Raw genomic sequence first — 19,268 nt, 5'->3', positions numbered from 1 at the left:
AGTATTTATAATGTTTCATCCAAACCAGCCGTCATGCTGAGCTGGTCGAAGCGTCTCTACCGCTTCGTTTAAGCAATAGCAATGAAGCGGTAGAGATGCGTCGACAAGCTCACCATGACTGTTCTTTTTGCTGCCTATTTAAATGAGTTTTAAGAAATGCCTTTGGTGCCATTCTGTTGCTCACGAAAAAAAGCGGTTATCAACTCTCCATCTTTAACAGCACGACCTGCGCTTTATCGGCAATGCTGATTTTGCGCCGGAAGTCCAGGTAGCCTGCATACGCGGAGCTGGGCAGTTGCCCGCGCTTGAGTTCGAGACGGCGAATGTATTGCACCGTGCCATCGGGCAAGGCAAGGTATTGGCTGGCGTAGGTACCGTAGGCGGTGCTGAATTGCACGGCCGTGGGCAAGGTTTCGGCCCGAAAGCCGGCGGGCAGGTGCAGGCGCACGGTGTCGGCGTGCAGGCAGGCTTCGGGCAGCCACACGGCGGCTTTGCGCTCGCCGATTTGCGCGGGCAGGGCGGGCATGCGGCTCAGCAGGTTGGCGGTGACGAACACGCGCTTGCCGCTGGGCATGGCAAAGCCCGGCAGCGAAAGCCCCAGGGTTTCGACCACGCCCGGCACGGGGCCGGCTGGGGTGGCCGCTAGGTTGAATTTGGTGAGGGTGAAGGTGGGTAGCCGGAGCCGGTCCGTCACATACTTCTTCTGTTCCGCGGGCCCGAGTTCGTGCAGCAGCTGGGAGTAAAAGTCCTGGTCCTGGCCGGTGCGCAGGGTGCGGGCCGTGGCCGTGGCACTGCCCACGGCGTCCAAAAACAAGTCGATGCGGCGCACCTGACGATTTTCGGCCGCTCCGTAACGAGGCGTGGTCACCAGTTTGCCGCCCTCGGGGGTGAGCAGCAGCGCGTGCCGGTTGCCGGTGAAGCTGCCCATGTAGCCGAATGGATTCGTCTGGCTGGTGCATTCCAGCCATAAGGTATCGGCGCGGCTTCCCTTTGCCGGGGGCACGCACAAAACAACGTGGTTGAACTGCGAGCTAGGGAAGTCGGTCCGCAGGTCCGGACGGTCGGAGCCCGCGCCTATCAAGGCCACGTAGGAAGGCACGCCTGCGGCAGCCAACAAGGCTTTGGTGTAGTTGCTCAGCGCCTTGCAGTCGCCGTAGCCGTTGCTGGCTACCGAGCTGGCCGGGAACGTTTGCCAGCCGCCCAGGCCCAGCTGCACCGAAATGTAGCGGGTGCTGCCCTGGAGCATTTCGTAAACGCGCTGGGCGCGGGCGCGGGCATCGGGCACGTCTTTCACCAAGGCAGCTACCTTGGCCAGCGTGGCGGGGGGCAACTGGTCGCGGCCCGCATTCAGCTCGTAGTTCCACTGCCCGAAGCTCTGCCAGCTGGAAGCGAAGCCCTTGTGGCCCTGCACTTCGAAGAGGCTAGGCGCCAGCATCACGGCCGGTGTGGAGTATGCCAGGGGCGGGGCGGCTTCTTCTTCGTCAACGGCAGGCAGGTCGGCTAGTTTCCATTCGTAGGTTTCTTGGCCGCCGGCTGTGGTGTGGGCCACGGTGCCGCCCGCCGGCAGCTGCCGCTCCTGGTAGCGCAGGGGCACGGCAGCGGGCGTGGTCACGCGCAACGTGGCGCTTTGCACGGCCAGGCCCTCGGCTTCCTGCGGCTGCCATTCGGGGTAAAACAAGGTGTTGTCCGACACCACTTCGTAGTCGAATTCGACGGTGTAAGGGGCCTGGGGCTGGCGCAGGTCGGCGTAGCGCACCCGCACATCGGTCATGAAGCTGCCGCCCGCGTCGCCCACGCCCTGGTCGTGGATTTCGGCGGCCCGCAGCTGGTGCAGCAGCCGGCCATCGCCGTCGTACACGGCACCGCGGAGGTAGTTCACGGCATTGAGGGCATCGTAGCTCACGGCGTGGCGCCCGAAATCGTCGCCAGCCGCATCGAGCACGGTTACTACCCGGTGCACGGTGTGCACCAGCCGGCCCGCCGATTTCACGGTTACTACTTCGTCATCGGCCCGCAGCACCGCGTGAGCACCCTCGCGCAGCGTGGCCGGAATGTCCGCCACGGCATACTTAGGTGCGGGGGCACTGGGAGTAACTAATAGAAAGCTGCTCAAAGGCAGCGCAGCGAGTAGGGGTAGCAGTGCTTTCACGGAATAACGGGGTAAGGAATTAGTAATAAGAAGCTAGGCAGAACGACGGATTAATTAAAACAAGTAAGTCCGTCATGCTGAGCTGGCCGAGGCATCGTTAGCGCTTAGTCGAGAAAGGAAATTACTCTCGTGGTAGAGATGCTTCGGCCAGCTCAGCATGACGTGCTAACGGCATAACCTTGTTTTTATCAGAACCAACAGGCCGGTCAATTACGCCTTCTTTTTAATCACCAGCTTCTCTCCCTGCTTCGCCAGCATCAGGCGGTAGAATTCGCGCAGGTGGACGTATTCCTCGGCCACGTACATGGTTTTGCGCAGGCTGAGGCGGCTGGTGAGCTGCACCACGCCCGGCGTGGTGGCGGTGACGCTGTAGAGGAAGCGGCCGCCGCCGTCGGGCATCTCTACCACGGCGGGCTTGGGGGTTTCGGCCAACTCGTAGCCGGCGGGCAGCGTCAGGGTAACCATGGTGGTTTCGTCCTGCAGTGCCCCGAAATCCACGGGAAACAGCCGGTCGTCGTGGCGGAAAGGGTTCTGCTCGGTGCCGAAGTCGCGGAGCGGGCACAGGTACAGCGTGCCGGCGGTGGTGTTGTCGTCGGCGGGCTGGGTAAACTCGTAGTCCATGGCCAGGGGCTTGTCCACGTTTTCGCGGTTGGCAACGGTGAATTTGGGCAGGGTCCAGCCGGTGTGTTGGCTGGTGAGCCCAGCAAAGTACTTTTTCTCGCCCTGCTGGCTCAATTCTTTGCGGGCATCCACGCCCGAGTAGCCGCCGTGCTCTTCGTGCACTTTGCCGGTGAGGCCGCCTTGGGCGTCCAGCGTCATGTTCACTTGCTGGTAGTGCACGTAGCGCTGACTGGGGGCGAGGTCGACCCAGCGGCCTTCGGACGCCTTTTGCGTGATGAGGCGACCGGTTTGGTTGAGGCAGCGCTCGGGTAGCACCCCGCAGGGCAGCAGCGGCTCGGTAGCATCCACCAGCAGGTCTTTGCCGTCGGCGAGGGGCACCAAGGCCACCACGTAGTTGAAGCGGTCGAGCATGGGCAGCGCCTGATTGACCCGGCCGTGGTCGCGGGTGCTGAGCATCAGGGGGTGAGCGGCAAGGCCGGCATTGCGCAACGCCGAAATAAGCAGTAGGTTCACATCGGCCGAGGTGCCGCGGTGGGCGTCGAACGCCTTGCGCAGCGAGCCCGTGGTTTTGAGGCGGTCGGTGCCATCGTAGCGCACGGCAGCCATCACTAGCTGGCGTACGGCGGCGGCGCGGGCGGCGGGGTCGGGGTATTTGGCGGTCAGGGCCAGCACTTGGTCTTTGAGGAAGCCGCCCCGGTCGAGCTGCATGCCAAAGTCGTCGTCAATCAGCAGCTCCGTGTTAATCTTTTCCCAGGTGCCGGCCACGTTGCTGTAGGCCTGCCCCGGAAACTTTACCCCCGCCAGCTGGAAGTTAATCCGGTCCACATAATCGTCCGAGGTGGTCATGTACGGCTCGTTGCGGAAGGCGGGCACGTCCTTCATGGCCCAGTGGTAGGTGGTAGTGGGCACCGTGGCCGTTTCGTTGCTCGCGGCTTCGCGGGAAGTAGAAAAGCCGCTGCCCGTGTTCCTGCCCGCCGTATGCTCCGTGAATTGAGTCATATTTTCCGACTTCTTTTGCACGGCCAGTGGGTGGTAGCCCTGGAGCAGCATCTTGTAGTCGAAGTACTCGGGAATGGACGCCCGAAATTCGCTCCAGCGGGTGGGTACCTCGCGTTGGAATGCCCAATCCTGGAAGTTAAAGAAGAAGTCCGACGTGACGATGTACGAGTACTCAATCACTGAGCCTTCGCGCACGTCGGGCAGGGTAAACTTGCGCACCCGAATGTTATTGGTGCGCTCCTCAATGAAGGTATTACTGCTTTCCAGCTTGGTTTTCTGCACTTGTCCCTTCACCAAGTTGTAGGTGACGCCGCGCAGGGACGAGAGTTTTTCCTCGTTGGTGTTGCGGTGGTAAAGTGGCACCTGCACGGTAGCCAGCTCATAGCCCGATTTCTTCAGTATTTTAATGCGCGTAGTCCGTTCCGAAATCAGCTTAAATTCATTGTTGATGTACTGAAACGTGGTGTTGCCGAAATCACACAGCACCACGGCCGACGCCGCGCTGTCGCCCACGAAGGGTTCGGGACCCAGGTCTTTGGGGTCGGCCTTGCCAAATTTGATGGGCTCGGGTTGGGCCTGGGCGGCGAAGGCATTGAGCAAGACGGCGGCCAGGATTGCCGGATAGAGTAGGGGTAATTTCATGCAAAAAGGAATAAAAAATGTAGGGTAAGATGCAGGCGCCTAAAGCCGATTAGGAGCCGATGAATAGCGGCTTTTTTGAAATGAATTGTATTGGCAGCTAAGAGTAGGCTTGGGGCTAGCTGCCGGCTTTTTTCTGGATGATGAGCTTTTCGCTCTGGCGGGCCAGCAGCAGGCGGTAGAGCTCGCGCAGGTTGGCGTATTCCTCGGCCGGGTACACGGCATTGCTCAGGGTAAGGCGGCTGGTGAGCTGCACCACCCCCGGTTTGGGACTGCCAACCGTGTAGCGAAACCGGCCGGTGTCGTGGGGCAGGTTGATGGCCGCGGGCTTGGGGGTTTCGGCCAACTCGTAGCCGGCGGGCAGCGTCAGGTTCAGCACCAGCAGTTCTTCCTGCGGCGCGCCAAAGTCCACGGCAAATGCCCGGGACTCGCGCCGAAACGGGTTTTGCTCAGGGCCGAACTCGCTCAACGGGCTCAGGTAGATGGGGCCGGCGGCGGGCTGCCCCGTGCCCGCCTGGCTGAATTCGTAATCTACACTCAGGGGTTTGTCCACGGCTTCGGCTTGGTTCACGGTCAGTTTGGGCAGGTTCCAGCCTTCGTGGCGCTGTTGCAGGCCGGCGAGGTACTTTTTCTCGCCCTGAGAGGCAATTTCGGTGCGGGCATCGGCCGCGGCGTAGCCGCCGTGCTCTTCGTGCACCTTGCCGCTGAGGCCACCCTGGGCATCCAGCGTCATGTCGATTTGCTGGTAGTGCACGTGGCGCTGGCTGGGGGCGAGGTCGACCCAGCGGCCCTCGGCGGGTACTTTGCTCACGAGGCGCGCCACGCGGTTGAGGCAGCGCTCGGGCAGCACCCCGCAGGGGAGCACCGGCTCGGTGGCGTCCACCAGCAGGTCTTTTTCGCCGGGCACGGGCACCAGGGCCACCACGTAGTTGAAGCGGTCGAGCATGGGGTATTCTTTGCTCACTCGTCCGTGGTCGCGGGTGCTGAGCAGCAGCGGATGCGCCTTGATGCCCACCTGCTCCAGCGCCGCCAGCAGCAGCAGGTTTACGTCGGCCGAGGAGCCGCGGTGGGCATCAAATGCCTTGCGCAGGGGCTCCGGGGCATACAGGTGGTCGTTGCCGTTGTAGCGCACGGCGGCCATCACCACTTGGCGCACGGCGGCGGCGCGGGCCTTAAGGTCGGGGTATTGGGCGGCCAGGCCCTGCAACTGCTCTTGCAGAAAGCCCACCCGACTGATGCGCCCCCCAAAGTCTTCCGATTCCAGGAGCCGAGCGTTGATTTTATCCCAACTGCCGGTCAGGTCCTTATAAGGCTGGTCGGGCCACTGTTCACCGGTGAGCTCAAAATCCATCCGTGCGGTGTAGTCCTTGGCGGTGGTCATGTATGGCTCAGGCTGGAAAGCCGGCACGTTCTTCAGCACCCACTGGTGGTTCTCGGTCGAAGCCGTGAGGGTCATGTTGCCTGCGCTTTGCCCGGCCCCAATGCCGGCGTTGTCTGACACTTTGTTGTCCAGCAATAAGCTCACCGAGCCCGTGCTCAGCACGTTGACGTCGAGCGGCCGGTTGCCCTGGTAAATAATATTGTACTTATAAAATGTGGGAATGCTGGAGCGGTACTCGCTCCAGCGCACCGGAATAGCGCGCTGAAAAGCCCAGTCCTGGAAATTGAACAAGTAGTCCGATGCCAGGGTGTAGGAGAATTCTATCACGGAGCCTTCGCGCACATTGGGCAGCGTGAATTTCTGCACGTTGACATTGGCGGTGTGCTTTTCGAAAAACGCACCGTTGGCTTCCAGCTTGGTTTTCTCCACTGCCCCGTTCACCAGGTTGTAGGTAACGCCGCGCAGGCTGGACACCTTTTCTGAGTTCCCTTCGCGATGATAGAGCGGGATTTCGACCGTGGCCTCTTCGTAGCCCGATTTTTTCAGGATTTTGATTCGTGTGACCCGCTCAAACACTACTTCCAGGCCGTCGCCTTTGCCCCGCAGGCGCGAGCGACCGTAGTCGCACAGCACCACGGCCGCCGCCGCGCTATCGCCCAAAAAAGGCGCGGCCGTGAGGTCTGCCTTGTCAATCTGGCCGTACTTAATGGGGTCGGGCACCGTCTGGGCCCAAGCGGTGCCCGAAATCAGAAAACTGCCGAGCAGCACGGGCAGCACCCGGCCCAACCGGCAAAGCAGTAAAGTTGCTTGCATCAACAAAAAAGAATGGGGTAGACAGTCTTCGAAACCCTAAATGTAGTGGTATTCAGGGGTTACTTGTTGATGGTGAACGGGTAATTATTTTTGGCTGAGTAGAGGTAGCTGCCCGCCATGCTGGACTATTTACTGAGCTAACCTGCATCATTCTGAGGCCCGAAGCCAAAACCGGGTAGCCTGTGAGCTGACACAACCGGGCCAATTATTTTCGCCCGCCCGGCTCCACCGCAACGGCTGCCGGCCGGTGGCCTCCATGCAGGCTTCACACCACTTCTTCGGGGGACGGTTCGGGCGCTGGTTCCGAAACCACGGGGTGCACCATGGGCCCCGACGATTTCACCATGAATAAATACACCACCGCCCCGAGCACGCACACCAAGCTCAGGCCGTGCACGTAGGGCAAGCGGCTGGGTTGGTTGGCGAAAATCCAGCCCGCCAGCAGCGCGCCCAGCCCGATGCCGATTTCGAGGGCGATGTACATGGTGGCCACGGCTTGGCCCCGGTAGTCGGGGTGGCTCAGGTCGATGGTCCAGGCGTAGAGCGCCGGCGAGTTCAGCCCCGCCCCAATGCCGAACACCACGGCCGCCGTCAGAAACCACTCCACGGACGGCGACCACACCAGCAGCGCCAGCCCTACGGCCAGTATCACGCTGGACCAGCGCAGCACCGGCACCCGCCCGTGCACATCGGATACCTTGCCCGCGATGAGGCGGATGCCCAGCGAGGCCACCGTTAAAAAGATGTAGAACAAGCCCTTGGTGGGGCCGTCCAGGCCCAGCAGCCGGCTCTGGTCGGGCACCACGGTGAGCACCGCGCCGTAGGGGAACAGGCACAAGCCCGTGACCACGGCCGGCGACAGCACCCGGCGGTCCAAAATTTCGGTCCACTTCAGGCGCAACAGCCCCGGGCGAAAGCGCTGTCGCTGGGCCTTGGGCAGGGTTTCGGTGAGGCTGCCTTGCACCAGTAGCGAGAGCAGCGCCACCGCGCTCGAGCAATAAAACATGGTGTTCAGGGAAAACGTCTGGGCTATCCAGGAACCCACGGCCGGCCCGAAAGCCAGGCCCATGGCACCGGTTACGCCCAGCAGGCCCATGGCCTCGCCGCGCCGTTCCATGGGCACAATGTCGGCGATGTAGGCGGCCGTGCCCGTGGGCTTGAAGCCCGTGCTGAACCCGTGCAGCAGCCGCAGCGTGAGAAAGCCCGTGACCGTGACGGCCCACGGGTAGAAAAACCCGCACAGAAAACACACCAGTGACCCAAACACCATCACCGGAATGCGCCCCACCGTATCGGCCAGCTTCCCTGAATACGGCCGCGAAATAGCCGCCGTGAGCGTAAACAAGGCAATGATGTAGCCCTTGTACTCGCCGCCGCCCAGCCGCGACAAGTGGTCGGGCAGCTCGGGCAGCAGCAGGTTGAAGCTCAGGAAAAACAGAAACGACGACAGACACATCAGCCAGAAGCCCAATGAATAAGTGGGGCGTGGTTTGGCGGCTTGAAAAGTGGGTTTGGACGTGCTCAAGGTGCTTTTGTAGAATCAGGGTGCATCCAGGTAGGCGAGCGTTTCACGCATCTGCCACCCTTTCTGCCACCTTTTTAGGCTACTGTGCGGGCCGTTCGCCGGTACCAGGTGAGCAACTCGCTCTCGTCGATGCCGAGGTAGAGGTTGAAGCTGGCTTCGGCTTGGTGGCCAGTGGTCATCATCACCTGGGAGCGGGGCACGCCTTGGGCGACTTTGAGGGTGGCAAACGTTTTACGCCCGGTGGGAAACAGCACCGGCAGGCGGGTGATGCCGGCCAGGTGCTGCACGTGCGGTAGGTAAAGGTAAGGGAATGTCACCCGGGGAAGGTTTTGGGGGCTGAGTTGGTGTAGCTAAGTCGGATAGAAGCAGGAGGTGTATTTCTTCTGCGATGACAGCAAAAAAGATTGGGGCGCCGCCCGACCAATGGCGTAAATACGACGACGTATTCAAGGTCTAGGCCTTGCGCCTGGACAGCGAAGGCCGCCGCACGCAGGCGGCCGCCCGGCAGTTGGGTCGTACCTGGTGAGGCATCAGCCCCAAGCTGCTTTACCGCCGGCAGCAGTCCCAACTCGTGGCCAAAGTGGGCAGCGTGGCGGTGGCACGCTACCCGTAGGTGCGCGCCCTTCTGGTAGCCAACAAGTGGCTGGCGCAGGTGCTCGATATTTAAAAAGCCTTGGTCCTCTTCGGCCAGCCGATACAGTGAGTACCTATCAGCACATCGCCCGGCGCGCCGGCTAGGTGCCTGTGCACCAGCTCTGCCACATCTTGCGGGTGGCGCCCAGCTCCTACTATACTTGGCACCTGCAGCAGAGCCAGTCCGACGCTTAGCAGGGTCAATAAGTGGTTGTTAGATAATTATTTGACTGTCGTGCTCAGTGCTATTGTACGCGCTGGCTGCGGACCGAGGTGCAGGCCCAGAGGCATCAAGTGGGCCGGGGACGTATCCGCCACATACTTCAAGCGCACAACTTGCTGGCCCATCAGCCCCGCTCGTTCGTGCCCCACACCACCGACTCCGACTCCGCCGTGCGCGCGGCCCCAACCGCCTGCTCTGTCAACGGGCCCCCACCGCCCCCAACCGAGTGTGGGTCGGCGACGTCACGCACCTGCCCCGCCAAGGGGAGACTGGCTCTACCTGGTCAGGTGGCTCGACAGCTGTTCGCGCAAAACCGTCGGCCGGGACGTGCGCGACACCGTGCCCAAAGACCTCGTGAGCGAGGCGTTGCGCCGCGTCTTGGCCGTGCGCCGGTCCTCGGCCGGGCTCCGCGTGCACTCTGACCGGGGCCGCCAGTTCACGGCCACCCGCTTCAAAGAATTACTTACAAAACACGGCGCACCGCAAAGCATGAGCCGGCGCGGCAACTGCTCCGACGCCGCCGAATCGTTTTGGAGCCGCTTCAAAGCCGAACTGCTCGGCGGCTACTACTTCCCGGGCTTAGCCCAAGCCCAGCTCGAAATCACCCACGACGTCGCCTTTTACAATGCCAAACGCCGCCCCTGGGCCCTCGGCTACCACGCCCCTAATAACTTCAAAACCCATTTTCAAACCACGTCCCAACGCTGTAAGGATTAGCTAGACTACCTCAGTTTTGAGCAAGAAAACAATTAAAGAACTTAGTCGCGTAGGAATTACCTATCTTTTTACCATTCGGGCCGTTTTCGTGAACAAAAGCGACCTTTCACAGTCGCTCGCTGAAAGTGTCTATCCGACCTGGTGAGGGAGTAGCCAAAGAAGTCGAAAAAGAATTACGGGAGGCCAACTAGAATAATTCTGCTTGCTGCGGAATCAGCACTGCCGTTATGATTGCCTGCTAGGCAATGCAAATGCCTCTTTTATCGGTAATTTCCGTCACAGCATCCTTACTAGGGACAATTTTCAACAGCCTGTATACTCCATACTAGCCATCGCGAACACTCTTGAGAAAGCAAATGGTGCATTAGTCTTGATAGCTGCGCCGTTTACTGAGCCTTGGGCGCGAGGGGCGCGTACGTCAGTTCCTGAATCTGAAAGCCGGTGCCGGAATAAACGCGAAGCGTAGAGATTGGCTCGGTAGGAAAAAACAGCTCGCTCATCACCGTGAGGCCCTGGTCGGCAAAGACTTCGACGGAGGTGGCATCGACCAGGAGCGTGAGGTCGGCTTGGGGCGTGGTGGCCAAGCGGGGTGCCGTGTGCCGGCCCGCAAACTTGTCGCTAAACCCCGTCTGGCCCGATTTGGTCCGGTCGATGAAGTAGCGGTTGGTGGGCTTATCGAAGCCGATAACGACTTCTTCGCCCTTGGCATTGGAAAGCACAACGGAGAAGCTGGCCAGCTGCTTAGCACTGATTTTCAATTGGAACTTATCACCTACGCTCTTGAGCTTAGCCGTGAGGTCAAGCTCCTTATTGACGGCAAGGTCCTTTAATGTGGTGGCCGAGGAGAAGAGCTTTGTCGTTTCTTTCACAGGCTGCGAGACTAGGTAAAGCTGCGAGCCCACTTGCTGCAAGGCCAACTCCCGGGCTACCGTGGTGGCGTTGCGCCAGGGCGCCGTGGGCACCTGGTTGGCGTAGTTCCAGTTGCTCATCCAGCCCATGAAGATGCGCCGGGGGCCGGTGTTTGCGAACGTGACGCCGGCGTAGTTGTCAGGGCCGTAGTCGGCCCATTTGGTATCGGTGCTGCTCGGGGTGAAGGTTTTGCCGTCGAAGCTGCCCACGAAGTACTGCGTGCCCGAGCCGCCATTCGGCCCGCCGGGGTTCAGGTTCACGATGAGCACCCAGTGGGTTTTGCCGTTGAGCGTCAGCGGAAACAAGTCGGGGCATTCCCACACGCCGCCGTGGGCGCCCAGTTTCTCGCCAAACTCGCTTTCCTTGGTCCAGCTTTTCAGGTTGGGCGACGAGTAGAAGGTAATGCGGTCCTTGGTGGCCAGGGTCATCACCCACTTCTTGCCGGCCTCGTACCAGCTCACTTTGGGGTCGCGAAAGTCCGCAATGCCGGGGTTGGGCAGCACGGGATTGCCCTCGTACTTCTTCCAGTTTTTGCCCTCGTCGAGGCTGTAGGCCAGGCTTTGGTACTCGTGCTTGCTCTGGCCTTTCTTCTCTTCCTCCGAGCTGTGGTGGGTGAAGATGGCCACCATGGCGTCTTTGCCAAAGCCGGCGGTGTTGTTTACATCTATCACGGCGCTGCCCGAGAAAATCCAGCCCAATTTGTCGGGGTACAGCGCAATGGGCTGCTCTTTCCAGCTCACCAGGTCGGTGCTGGTGGCGTGGCCCCAGTGCATCGGGCCCCACACCATGGCATCGGGGTAGTACTGGAAAAACAGGTGGTAGGTGCCCTTGTAGTACACCATGCCGTTGGGGTCGTTCATCCAGTGCGCGGCGGGGCTGAAATGGTAAGCCGGGCGGTATTGCGGCGTAGGCTGGGGCGCTGCAGCGGGCGCCGCCGTTTGGGCGTGGCCAAGTTGAGCCAGGCCCAACAGGGCCAACAGCAAGAGGTTCTTTTTCATGGGAGAAACAAGGCGCTGAAAAGCTTAAGAGGGAAAAGACACCGACTGCGCCTGACGCAGCGCGGCCACATCGGCGGGGGTGATGAGGGGCGTGGCGCCCTGGTAAGTGGCCACCAGCGCCCCCGTGGCGCAGGCAAACTGCAGGCACTCCTGCGGCGGCTGGCCGGCCAGCCAGCCGGTGAGCAGCGCCGCCAGAAAAGCATCGCCGCTGCCGATGGTGTCCGTTACCTCCACCGGCACGCCGGGGCTGCGGTAGAGTTGGCCGCCGGTCCAGAGCAGGGCGCCGTCGGCCCCGAGCGTCACGCACACGGCCTGCAGGTTGAAACGCGTGGCCAGCCACTCCAGCGCCGAATCATCGTCGGCACTCTTGCCAAACCATTCCAGGATTTCAGCCAGCTCGTGGTGGTTCATCTTCACCAAGTCGCTGTGCTCGAGCAGGTACTGCACCACCGGCCGGGTGTAGTGCGGCGGGCGCATGTTCACATCGAATACCCGAAACTTTGCCTGCGGCAGCAGCCGGTACAGGGTTTCGCGGGTGGCGGGGGTGCGGGCGGCCAGGCTGCCGAACACCAGCATCGCGGCCTCGGCCACGAGCTGACTCAGGCGCTCCTCGTACTGAATGTAGTCCCAGGCCACGGGCTGCACAATCTTGTACACCACCTCGTTGCGGTCGCCCACGTTGGCTTTCACCACGCCGGTCAGGTGGGTTTGGCCCTGCTGCACGTAGTCGGTGCTCAGGCCGCGCTCGTGCAGGAAAGCCACCAGTTCGGCGCCCAGGTCGTCGTCGCCGACGCGGCTGATGAGCTCCACGGGCTGCCCCAACTGGTGCAGGTGCACCGCGACATTGAAAGGAGCACCGCCGGGCTGCTTGCCCGAGGGCAGCACGTCCCACAGGGTTTCGCCGAAACAAACTATTTTGGGCTGCATAATCAAGATACCGTTAAGGAGTTAGTGAACAACCAAGGTCTTTTCCAGCTGCTCCAGGCTGGTGCCTTTGGTTTCGGGCATGAAGCGCCACACAAACACGAGCTGCAGCACCATCATGGTGGCAAAAAACGCAAACGTGTGGCCCCCGCCCAGGTGCTCGGCAAACCAGGGGAAGGTGAAGGCGATAAGTGCGGCCATCACCCAGTGGGTGGAGCTGCCCAAGGCTTGCCCCTTGGCTCGCACGTTGTTGGGGAAAATCTCGGAGATAAACACCCAGATAACGGCGCCCTGCGAAAACGCAAAGAAGGCGATGTACACGAACAGCAGCACCGGCACCAGCATGCCCCCAAACTGCTCGGTGTAGAAGGCCCGGGCCACCAGGGCCAGCGTGGCAATCAGCCCAACCGAGCCGATGAGCATGAGCTTGCGGCGGCCAAAGCGGTCGATGAAGTTCATGGCCAGCAGCGTGAAGGCGAAGTTGACCAAGCCCAGACCGGCCGAGGACAGCAGCGCCGAGCCCTTGCCCAGTCCCGTCATTTCGAAGATGCGCGGGGCGTAATAAATAATAGCGTTGATGCCCGATACTTGGTTGAACACGGCAAAGAGCATGGCCAGCAGCACCGGACCACGGTAGGCCTGGGCAAAGAGCGAGGTGCTCTCGGATTCGTCGGCCGCGTTGGTGCTCAAAATGTTGCGCACGTCCTCGTCGGCCGTTTCGGCGCTAATGAGGCGCAGCACCTGGCGGCCTTCCTCGACGCGACCCTGGCCCAGCAGCCACCGTGGGCTTTCGGGAATGCGGAACAGCAGCAGGAAGAAAGCCACGGCCGGCACAGCCTGAATGCCCAGCATCCAGCGCCAGTCGTGCTCGCCGGTGCCGGCCAGCAGGTAGTTGGAGAGATAGGCGGCCAGGATGCCGAACACGATATTGAACTGGAACATGCCCACCATGCGGCCCCGCACCGCCGGTGGCGACACCTCCGAGATGTAGAGCGGCGCCGTGACCGACGACGCGCCTACGCCCAGGCCGCCCAGAAACCGGAACACCACAAACAGCACCCAGCTACTGGTGAGCGCCGCGCCCAGCGCCGACACCAAATACAGGACGGCGATGAACACCAGCGTTTTGCGCCGGCCCAATTTATCGGAAGGAATGCCCCCGAAGATGGCGCCGAACACGGTACCAATCAGGGCAATGGCAATGGTGAAGCCGTGCTCCACGGCGCTCAGGCCCCAAAGCTGCTGGATGGCTTTTTCAGCGCCCGAAATCACGGCCGTGTCGAAGCCGAACAGGAAGCCGCCCAGCGCGACCACCAGGGACCAAAAGAATACGTTGCGGTTTTTCACTGTGGGATAGATTAAGAGTATAAGGAAAGGGGTGTTACCCTGGAAAGAGCGTTCGGGGTGCATCCAGCAGCGGCAGAGCGTAAGCATCCTCTGGCATACCAAGCCTATGTAGCCTATAGAGAGGGCTTGTGTCCACCCACCACGGTTCGGCTCAGCCGCTACCGGATGGTTCCACGTATTTGTTCGCTGTTTACCAACCTGGATTCTGCTTGTACAGGCCTTTGCTGAAGTTAATCTGGTTGATGGGGATGGGCAGGTACTCGTCGCGGCCTTTTGTGAAGCGTGCATCCTTTAAGTACAGGCGCTTGGTCTTTTCTTTGTCGAAGTAGGCGTTCAGGTAGTCGCCGGCAATGCCCCAGCGCACCAGGTCAAAGAAGCGGTAGCCTTCCATGGCAAACTCCAGGCGCCGCTCAAAGCGCAGGGCTTCGCGGGCGTACGACTGGTTCCATTGGGCGGCGCCGTACTGCCCGATGTTGTAGTTGGAAATGGCGGTGCCAGCCGTGGTTTTCAAGCGGCCCGTGCTGTTCTGGGCCCGCTGCCGGAGCTGGTTGATGAGGGGCAGCGCTTCCGAAGCGCGGTTCAGCTCAATCAGGGCTTCGGCCTTCCACAGCAGCACATCGGCGAAGCGAATAAGCGCCCAGTTCTTCGAGGAATTCATGAAGGGCGGCGTTTTCTGGAAGCTGGGGTCGGAGGGCAGCACCGTTTCCTTCATCGACATGTACACGCCGTAGGTGTTTTGGTCGCGCAGCCAGGAGGTTTCGAAAATGAACGTCGGCAGGTACTTGTAGGGGTGCGACGGAATGGCCACGGTGTGGTCCAGGCGCGGGTCCACGGTATTGGCCTGGAAGTCCGCTGGAGTCGTCAAATCAGAGCTGTTGAACGTGTTGAACAGCGGCAGGCCCTGAGCGTCGGTCTTGAAAGAGTTGACCAGGTTTTGGCTGGGCTGGTGAAACCCGCAGCAGCCGTAGTCGGGGTTCATGGGGTAGTTCAGCTCGTTGCCGCGGTTGGTGCGGCCCTTGGGCGTGCCGTCGTTGCGCGAGAACTGGATGGCAAATACCGACTCCACCCCGTTGTCGCCAATAGTGAGAAAGTTGGTGGCAAAATCCGGGTGCAGCGAGTATTTGCCCGAGGCAATAACTTGGTCAGTCAGCGCCACTACCTCCTGCAGCTTGCCTTGGTCCACGCTCGTCACGGCGTTATTGTCACCCTGCACATAGGCTTGGTAGAGCAACGTTTTAGCCAAGTAGGCTTGCGCCGCCGACTTTGTTACCCGCCCCGTTTCGGGCTGGGTTTCGGGCAGGTTGGCCACGGCAAAGCGGAAGTCATCGGCAATTTTGGTCCACAATTCGTCATTGCTCAAGCCAACATTCGACACCTCGCCGTACTGGTCCGTGGGCACCGATTGGTCGATGTACGGCACACGCTTGAACAGCTCCTTCAGCAGGAAGTAGTAGTGCCCGCGCAGGAAGCGTACTTCGCCCTGGCGCACGGCCTTGGTGGGCATAGCCGCCGCATCGACCCCATCGAGGCGGCGCAGCGCGTCGTTGCAGCGCGACACGCCGATGTACAGCAGGAACCACAGCTCGTCGGTGTTGCCGACGTCCACGCGGTTGAACGTGAAGGTTTCGTAGAAGTGAAAGGCGTCGACATCGGCCGTGCCGTTGCCGCCCTTGTAGGCGTCGCCGCCGCGCACGTTGCCGTAGGGCCACATGGAGGTGTAGGGGGCGCGGTACACGTCGTTGCCAAGTTGGGAGTAGGCGGCAATCACCTGCTTTTCAATGTTGGCGGGCGTGTTGAGCTCCTCGTCGCTGAGGACCCCGGTGGGCTGCACATCAAGGAACTTGTTGTCGTTGCAGCCGGAAGCAAATGCGAGTAGCGACAAAGCCACCACGCTGGTTTTAAATAGTTTCATGAGAGTAGCGCGGGTGGGTGGTTAGAAGGAGACGTTGAGGCCGGCGGTGAAAATGCGCGGCAGCGGGTACTGGTAGTTGGTCACCTCGGGGTCGGCGCCGGTGTATTCTTTGCTTTTGACCGTGAAGATGTTCTGGCCCTGCACGTACACGCGCACGCCCTGCAGCTTGCCCCGGCTCACCCAGCTGCTGGGCAGCGAGTAGCCCAGCTGCACGTTGCGCAGCTTCAGGTAAGAAGCGTTTTCGATGAAGTAGGTGGAAGCGCGGCCTTCGTTGTTGGTGTTGATGAGCGTCGCGGCCGGAATAGTGGAGCCGGTATTGGTCGGCGTCCAGGCACCCAGCAGGCGTTGGCCCCAGTTCTCGCCCGAAGCCAGCGACGAGAAGTCCGTCCGGAATTTGGCGTTGTTGAAGGCGTCAATGCCTTGCACCCCTTGGAAGAACACCTGCGCATCGAAGCCCTTGTAGCCGGCATTCAGGTTCAGGCCGTAGTTGAAGTTCGGCACGCCTTCCGTCAGCCAGGTCTGGTCGAAGTTGTCCACCTTGCCGTCGCCGTTCAGGTCCTTGTAGCGAATGCGGCCGGGTGCCGCGCCCACCTGCGTCGGGCCGCCGCTCACCTCGGCGAAGTTCTGGTAGAGGCCATCGGCCACGTAGCCGTACACCGCGTTGATGGAGTGGCCCAGCCGGGTTACGTCCTGCCCGTTGCCGCCGTAGGCGTTAATAACTTCATCGGGCAGGAACGTGAGCTTATTGCGGTAGGTGGAAAGGTTGCCCGTGATGCCGTAGGTCAGCCCGCCGGCCAGCTCGCTTTGGTAGCTGAGCAGGAATTCCCAGCCTTTATTTTGGATGGAGGCACCGTTCACGAACTGGTCGCCGCCTTCGCCCACCACCGCCAGAAAAGGCAGGTTCACGAGGATGTCCTCGCTGTTCTTGACGAAGTAATCGACTGAGCCGGAGAGCTTGTTTTGCATCAGGCCGAAATCAAAGCCAACGTTGGTTTGGGTCGTGGTTTCCCACTTAAGGCCCGGGTTGGCGCGCTGCACGCGGCGGTAGCCCGAGGGCAGGTTCGTGTCGTTGCCGTAGATGTCGTAGGCCGTGCCGCGGTCGTACTCGAAATTGGGGTCCAGGGTGCCCAGCAACGACTGATAGAGGCCCCGCGAAGCGAAGTTGGCAATGTCCTGGTTGCCGGTCTGGCCCCAGCCGGCGCGCAGCTTCAGGTCGGAGAGAATGGGCAGCGCGTCCTTCACAAAGGCCTCTTCGCTCAGGCGCCAGCCCGCCGACAAGGCCGGGAATACCCCAAACCGCTCGTTTTCGCCGAAGCGCGAGGAGCCGTCGCGGCGGAGGGTAGCCGACAGCAGGTACCGGTCGGCGAAGGAGTAGTTGACTTTGGCGAAGTAGGAGGCCAGGCGGAAGGCCGTGGCCCCGCCGCCGTTGTCTTTGTTGGCGGCACCCGCATCGAGGTAGGCGTAGTCGGGGTTTTCGCTGGCGAAGTTGGTGCGCGAAGCAAAGCTGCTCTCGTCGTAGTAGCTGATGCGCTCCGTGCCGGCCACCACGCCCAATTGGTGCTTGCCGCCCAGGGTCATGTCGTAGTTGAGCGTGTTCTGCCACACCCAGTTGCCCCAGAAACGGTTGTTGTCGGTGACGCGGTTATTGGCCTCGGAGAGGAAGCCCGCCTTGTAGGTCTTATAAATCTGGCGGTACTTGAAGAGGCTGTAGTCGATGCCCAGGCTGGTGCGCAGGTGCAGGCCTTTCAGGATTTCGGCATCGGCAAACAAGTTGCCGAACACCCGGCCCGTGTTGGAGCGGTTCTGCTTGTTGTCGGTGAGCAGGCGCAGCGGGTTGTCGCGGTCGCTCATGCCCGCCACCGGCCCGCCCCAGCCCACGCCATCCACGGTGCGCACCGGCACAATGGAAGGCAACTGCGTGGTGCGGTCGCGCACGAGGTTCAGGTCAAATTCCGCCCGCTGGGACTTCACCACCGTCAGGTTTTCGCCCACTTTCAACTTGCCATCCAGGAAGTTGTAGTCGGAGTTGAGGCGGGCCGTCATGCGGTCGAAGCTGGTGTGCTTCAGGGTGCCGCTGTTGTCGTAGTAGTTCAGCGAAAACAAGGCGCCGCCCCGCTCACTGCCACTGCTCAAACTCAGGTTGTAGCTCTGAATCAGCGCGTTTTGCTCCGTTTCCTTGAACCAGTCGGTGTTGGCGGCGCGCTGGGTTTTGTCAGCGTCGATGAACTCTGGCACCGTCACGCCGTTGAGCACGAGCTTCCCGCTGGCGTCGCGACTAGTCTGAAAGGTGTAGTAGGGCAGGCTGGGAACCGTGCCGTCGTTGATGGCGGCCTGGGCGTACACGCGGCCGTAGTCCTGGGTGTTGAGCAGCTTGATGTGCGGCCCCGGCTGCTGCACGCTGAAAAAGGTGGAAAAATCGACCCGCGTCGCGCCGCGCTTGGCCTTCTTCGTCGTGATGATGATGACCCCGTTGCCCGCCCGCGAGCCGTAAATGCTGGCTGCCGAAGCATCTTTCAGCACCTGAATCGACTCGATATCGTTCTGGTTGATTTGGTTGATGCCCTCTTTCGTGGGAATGCCGTCGATGACGTAGAGCGGGTCGTTGTTGCCCAACGTGCCGATGCCGCGGATGCGCACGGTGGCCGTGCTGCCCGGCGCGCCGTCGGTGTTGATTTGCACGCCCGGTACGCGGCCTTGCAGGTTGCGCGTGACATCGTTGGAGGCCATGTCCTTGATTTCGTCGGTCTTCACCACGGCCACGGCGCCGGTTAGGTCGGCCTTGCGTTGGCTTTGGTAGCCGGTTACGACTACTTCATCCAGCGCTGCGGCGTCGGCCACCATTTGCACGGCCACTGACGTCTGGCTACCCACCGCGATTTCCTGTGTCTTGTAGCCCACGAAGGAGAGCACCAGCGTGGCGTTGTCGGGCACGGTGAGGGCGAAGCTGCCGTCCGGTCCGGTGCCCGTCCCAAGAGCGGTGCCTTTTACGAGCACTGTTACGCCGGGCAGGCCTTCGCCTTTTTCGTCGGTCACACGGCCCGTGATGGGACGGTCGGCCTGGACCGCTGGTGCCGCGATAGTCTCACTAGAGTAGGCCCCATTGGGGTGCGCGGTGGCCAGCATGGGCACGGCGGCCAGCATCGACGGCAACAGCAGCCGTCGCGCCAGAAGTACTTGTTTGCGCATGGGAATTTGAAAAAGTGAAAGTGGAAAAATGCAGCGTTTGTGCATCAAGCCACACTCCTTCAGGGGCGCTTCAGTACTTACACCGCTCGTCCGGAAACGATTGTAGGCGGCAGGCAGCACGGGAGCTGCAACTGAGAGGGCAGGAAAATAAGGGAGCAGGCACGACGGCTTCATATCCCAAAGGTGGGGCAGCGCCGGGCCCAGCAGGTAGCGCGATTAACCCAAATAGTATCACTATTCGTTCGCCTACAACAAATATTACAACGTGCTGATAATCAGAAAATATACAAGG

At 61.1% G+C, this 19,268-nt stretch carries 11 protein-coding genes; 1 reads left to right on the top strand and 10 read right to left on the bottom strand.

Annotated features, from left to right (window positions below; all coding sequences use genetic code 11):
• Nucleotides 1-199 precede the first annotated feature (199 nt).
• The 5 genes from I2I05_RS05395 to I2I05_RS05375 all read right to left on the bottom strand — a co-directional run bounded on the left by I2I05_RS05395 (nucleotide 200) and on the right by I2I05_RS05375 (nucleotide 8,444).
• A complete protein-coding gene (locus I2I05_RS05395) occupies nucleotides 200-2,149 on the bottom strand; it encodes a DUF3857 domain-containing protein (RefSeq protein ID WP_196281200.1) in 1,950 nt (649 codons plus the stop codon).
• 210 nt (nucleotides 2,150-2,359) lie between these two features.
• Nucleotides 2,360-4,411, bottom strand: a complete 2,052-nt coding sequence (locus I2I05_RS05390) for a DUF3857 domain-containing protein (RefSeq protein ID WP_196281199.1) — start codon at nucleotides 4,409-4,411, stop codon at nucleotides 2,360-2,362.
• Between the two features lie 115 nt (nucleotides 4,412-4,526).
• Nucleotides 4,527-6,602: a DUF3857 domain-containing protein gene (locus tag I2I05_RS05385; RefSeq protein WP_196281198.1), complete on the bottom strand. Its 2,076-nt coding sequence runs from the start codon at nucleotides 6,600-6,602 to the stop codon at nucleotides 4,527-4,529.
• A 265-nt stretch (nucleotides 6,603-6,867) separates the two neighbouring features.
• Nucleotides 6,868-8,127: an MFS transporter gene (locus I2I05_RS05380; RefSeq protein WP_230688170.1), complete on the bottom strand. Its 1,260-nt coding sequence runs from the start codon at nucleotides 8,125-8,127 to the stop codon at nucleotides 6,868-6,870.
• Nucleotides 8,128-8,201: 74 nt separating this feature from the next.
• Entirely contained in the window at nucleotides 8,202-8,444 is a 243-nt protein-coding gene (locus I2I05_RS05375) for a site-specific integrase (RefSeq protein ID WP_196281197.1), read from the bottom strand.
• A gap of 551 nt (nucleotides 8,445-8,995) precedes the next feature.
• Between I2I05_RS05375 and I2I05_RS05370 the strand changes: the two genes are divergently transcribed.
• Nucleotides 8,996-9,700: a DDE-type integrase/transposase/recombinase gene (locus I2I05_RS05370; protein ID WP_317192319.1), complete on the top strand. Its 705-nt coding sequence runs from the start codon at nucleotides 8,996-8,998 to the stop codon at nucleotides 9,698-9,700.
• A 386-nt stretch (nucleotides 9,701-10,086) separates the two neighbouring features.
• Here I2I05_RS05370 and I2I05_RS05365 read toward each other — a convergent pair whose 3' ends face one another.
• The 5 genes from I2I05_RS05365 to I2I05_RS05345 all read right to left on the bottom strand — a co-directional run bounded on the left by I2I05_RS05365 (nucleotide 10,087) and on the right by I2I05_RS05345 (nucleotide 18,976).
• Nucleotides 10,087-11,607: a glycoside hydrolase family 32 protein gene (locus I2I05_RS05365; protein WP_196281195.1), complete on the bottom strand. Its 1,521-nt coding sequence runs from the start codon at nucleotides 11,605-11,607 to the stop codon at nucleotides 10,087-10,089.
• A gap of 24 nt (nucleotides 11,608-11,631) precedes the next feature.
• Nucleotides 11,632-12,534: a carbohydrate kinase family protein gene (locus I2I05_RS05360; protein WP_196281194.1), complete on the bottom strand. Its 903-nt coding sequence runs from the start codon at nucleotides 12,532-12,534 to the stop codon at nucleotides 11,632-11,634.
• A 21-nt stretch (nucleotides 12,535-12,555) separates the two neighbouring features.
• Nucleotides 12,556-13,878, bottom strand: a complete 1,323-nt coding sequence (locus I2I05_RS05355) for a sugar porter family MFS transporter (protein ID WP_394368725.1) — start codon at nucleotides 13,876-13,878, stop codon at nucleotides 12,556-12,558.
• Between the two features lie 190 nt (nucleotides 13,879-14,068).
• Nucleotides 14,069-15,790, bottom strand: a complete 1,722-nt coding sequence (locus I2I05_RS05350; protein ID WP_196281193.1) for a RagB/SusD family nutrient uptake outer membrane protein — start codon at nucleotides 15,788-15,790, stop codon at nucleotides 14,069-14,071.
• A 21-nt stretch (nucleotides 15,791-15,811) separates the two neighbouring features.
• Nucleotides 15,812-18,976, bottom strand: a complete 3,165-nt coding sequence (locus I2I05_RS05345) for a SusC/RagA family TonB-linked outer membrane protein (protein WP_230688168.1) — start codon at nucleotides 18,974-18,976, stop codon at nucleotides 15,812-15,814.
• Between the last annotated feature and the right edge of the window lie 292 nt (nucleotides 18,977-19,268).

The sequence above is a fragment of the Hymenobacter jeongseonensis genome (assembly GCF_015694725.1).
Lineage (GTDB): Bacteria > Bacteroidota > Bacteroidia > Cytophagales > Hymenobacteraceae > Hymenobacter > Hymenobacter jeongseonensis.
The sequence above is the reverse complement of the archived record's forward strand: the minus strand, read 5'-3'. Positions and strand labels throughout refer to the sequence as shown.

Bases quoted from the DNA above. Each gene is read 5' to 3' on its own strand.
- I2I05_RS05390 (WP_196281199.1), bottom strand. From the start codon at position 4,411: ATGAAATTACCCCTACTCTATCCGGCAATCCTGGCCGCCGTCTTGCTC.
- I2I05_RS05385 (WP_196281198.1), bottom strand. From the start codon at position 6,602: ATGCAAGCAACTTTACTGCTTTGCCGGTTGGGCCGGGTGCTGCCCGTG.
- I2I05_RS05365 (WP_196281195.1), bottom strand. From the start codon at position 11,607: ATGAAAAAGAACCTCTTGCTGTTGGCCCTGTTGGGCCTGGCTCAACTT.
- I2I05_RS05360 (WP_196281194.1), bottom strand. From the start codon at position 12,534: ATGCAGCCCAAAATAGTTTGTTTCGGCGAAACCCTGTGGGACGTGCTG.
- I2I05_RS05350 (WP_196281193.1), bottom strand. From the start codon at position 15,790: ATGAAACTATTTAAAACCAGCGTGGTGGCTTTGTCGCTACTCGCATTT.
- I2I05_RS05345 (WP_230688168.1), bottom strand. From the start codon at position 18,976: ATGCGCAAACAAGTACTTCTGGCGCGACGGCTGCTGTTGCCGTCGATG.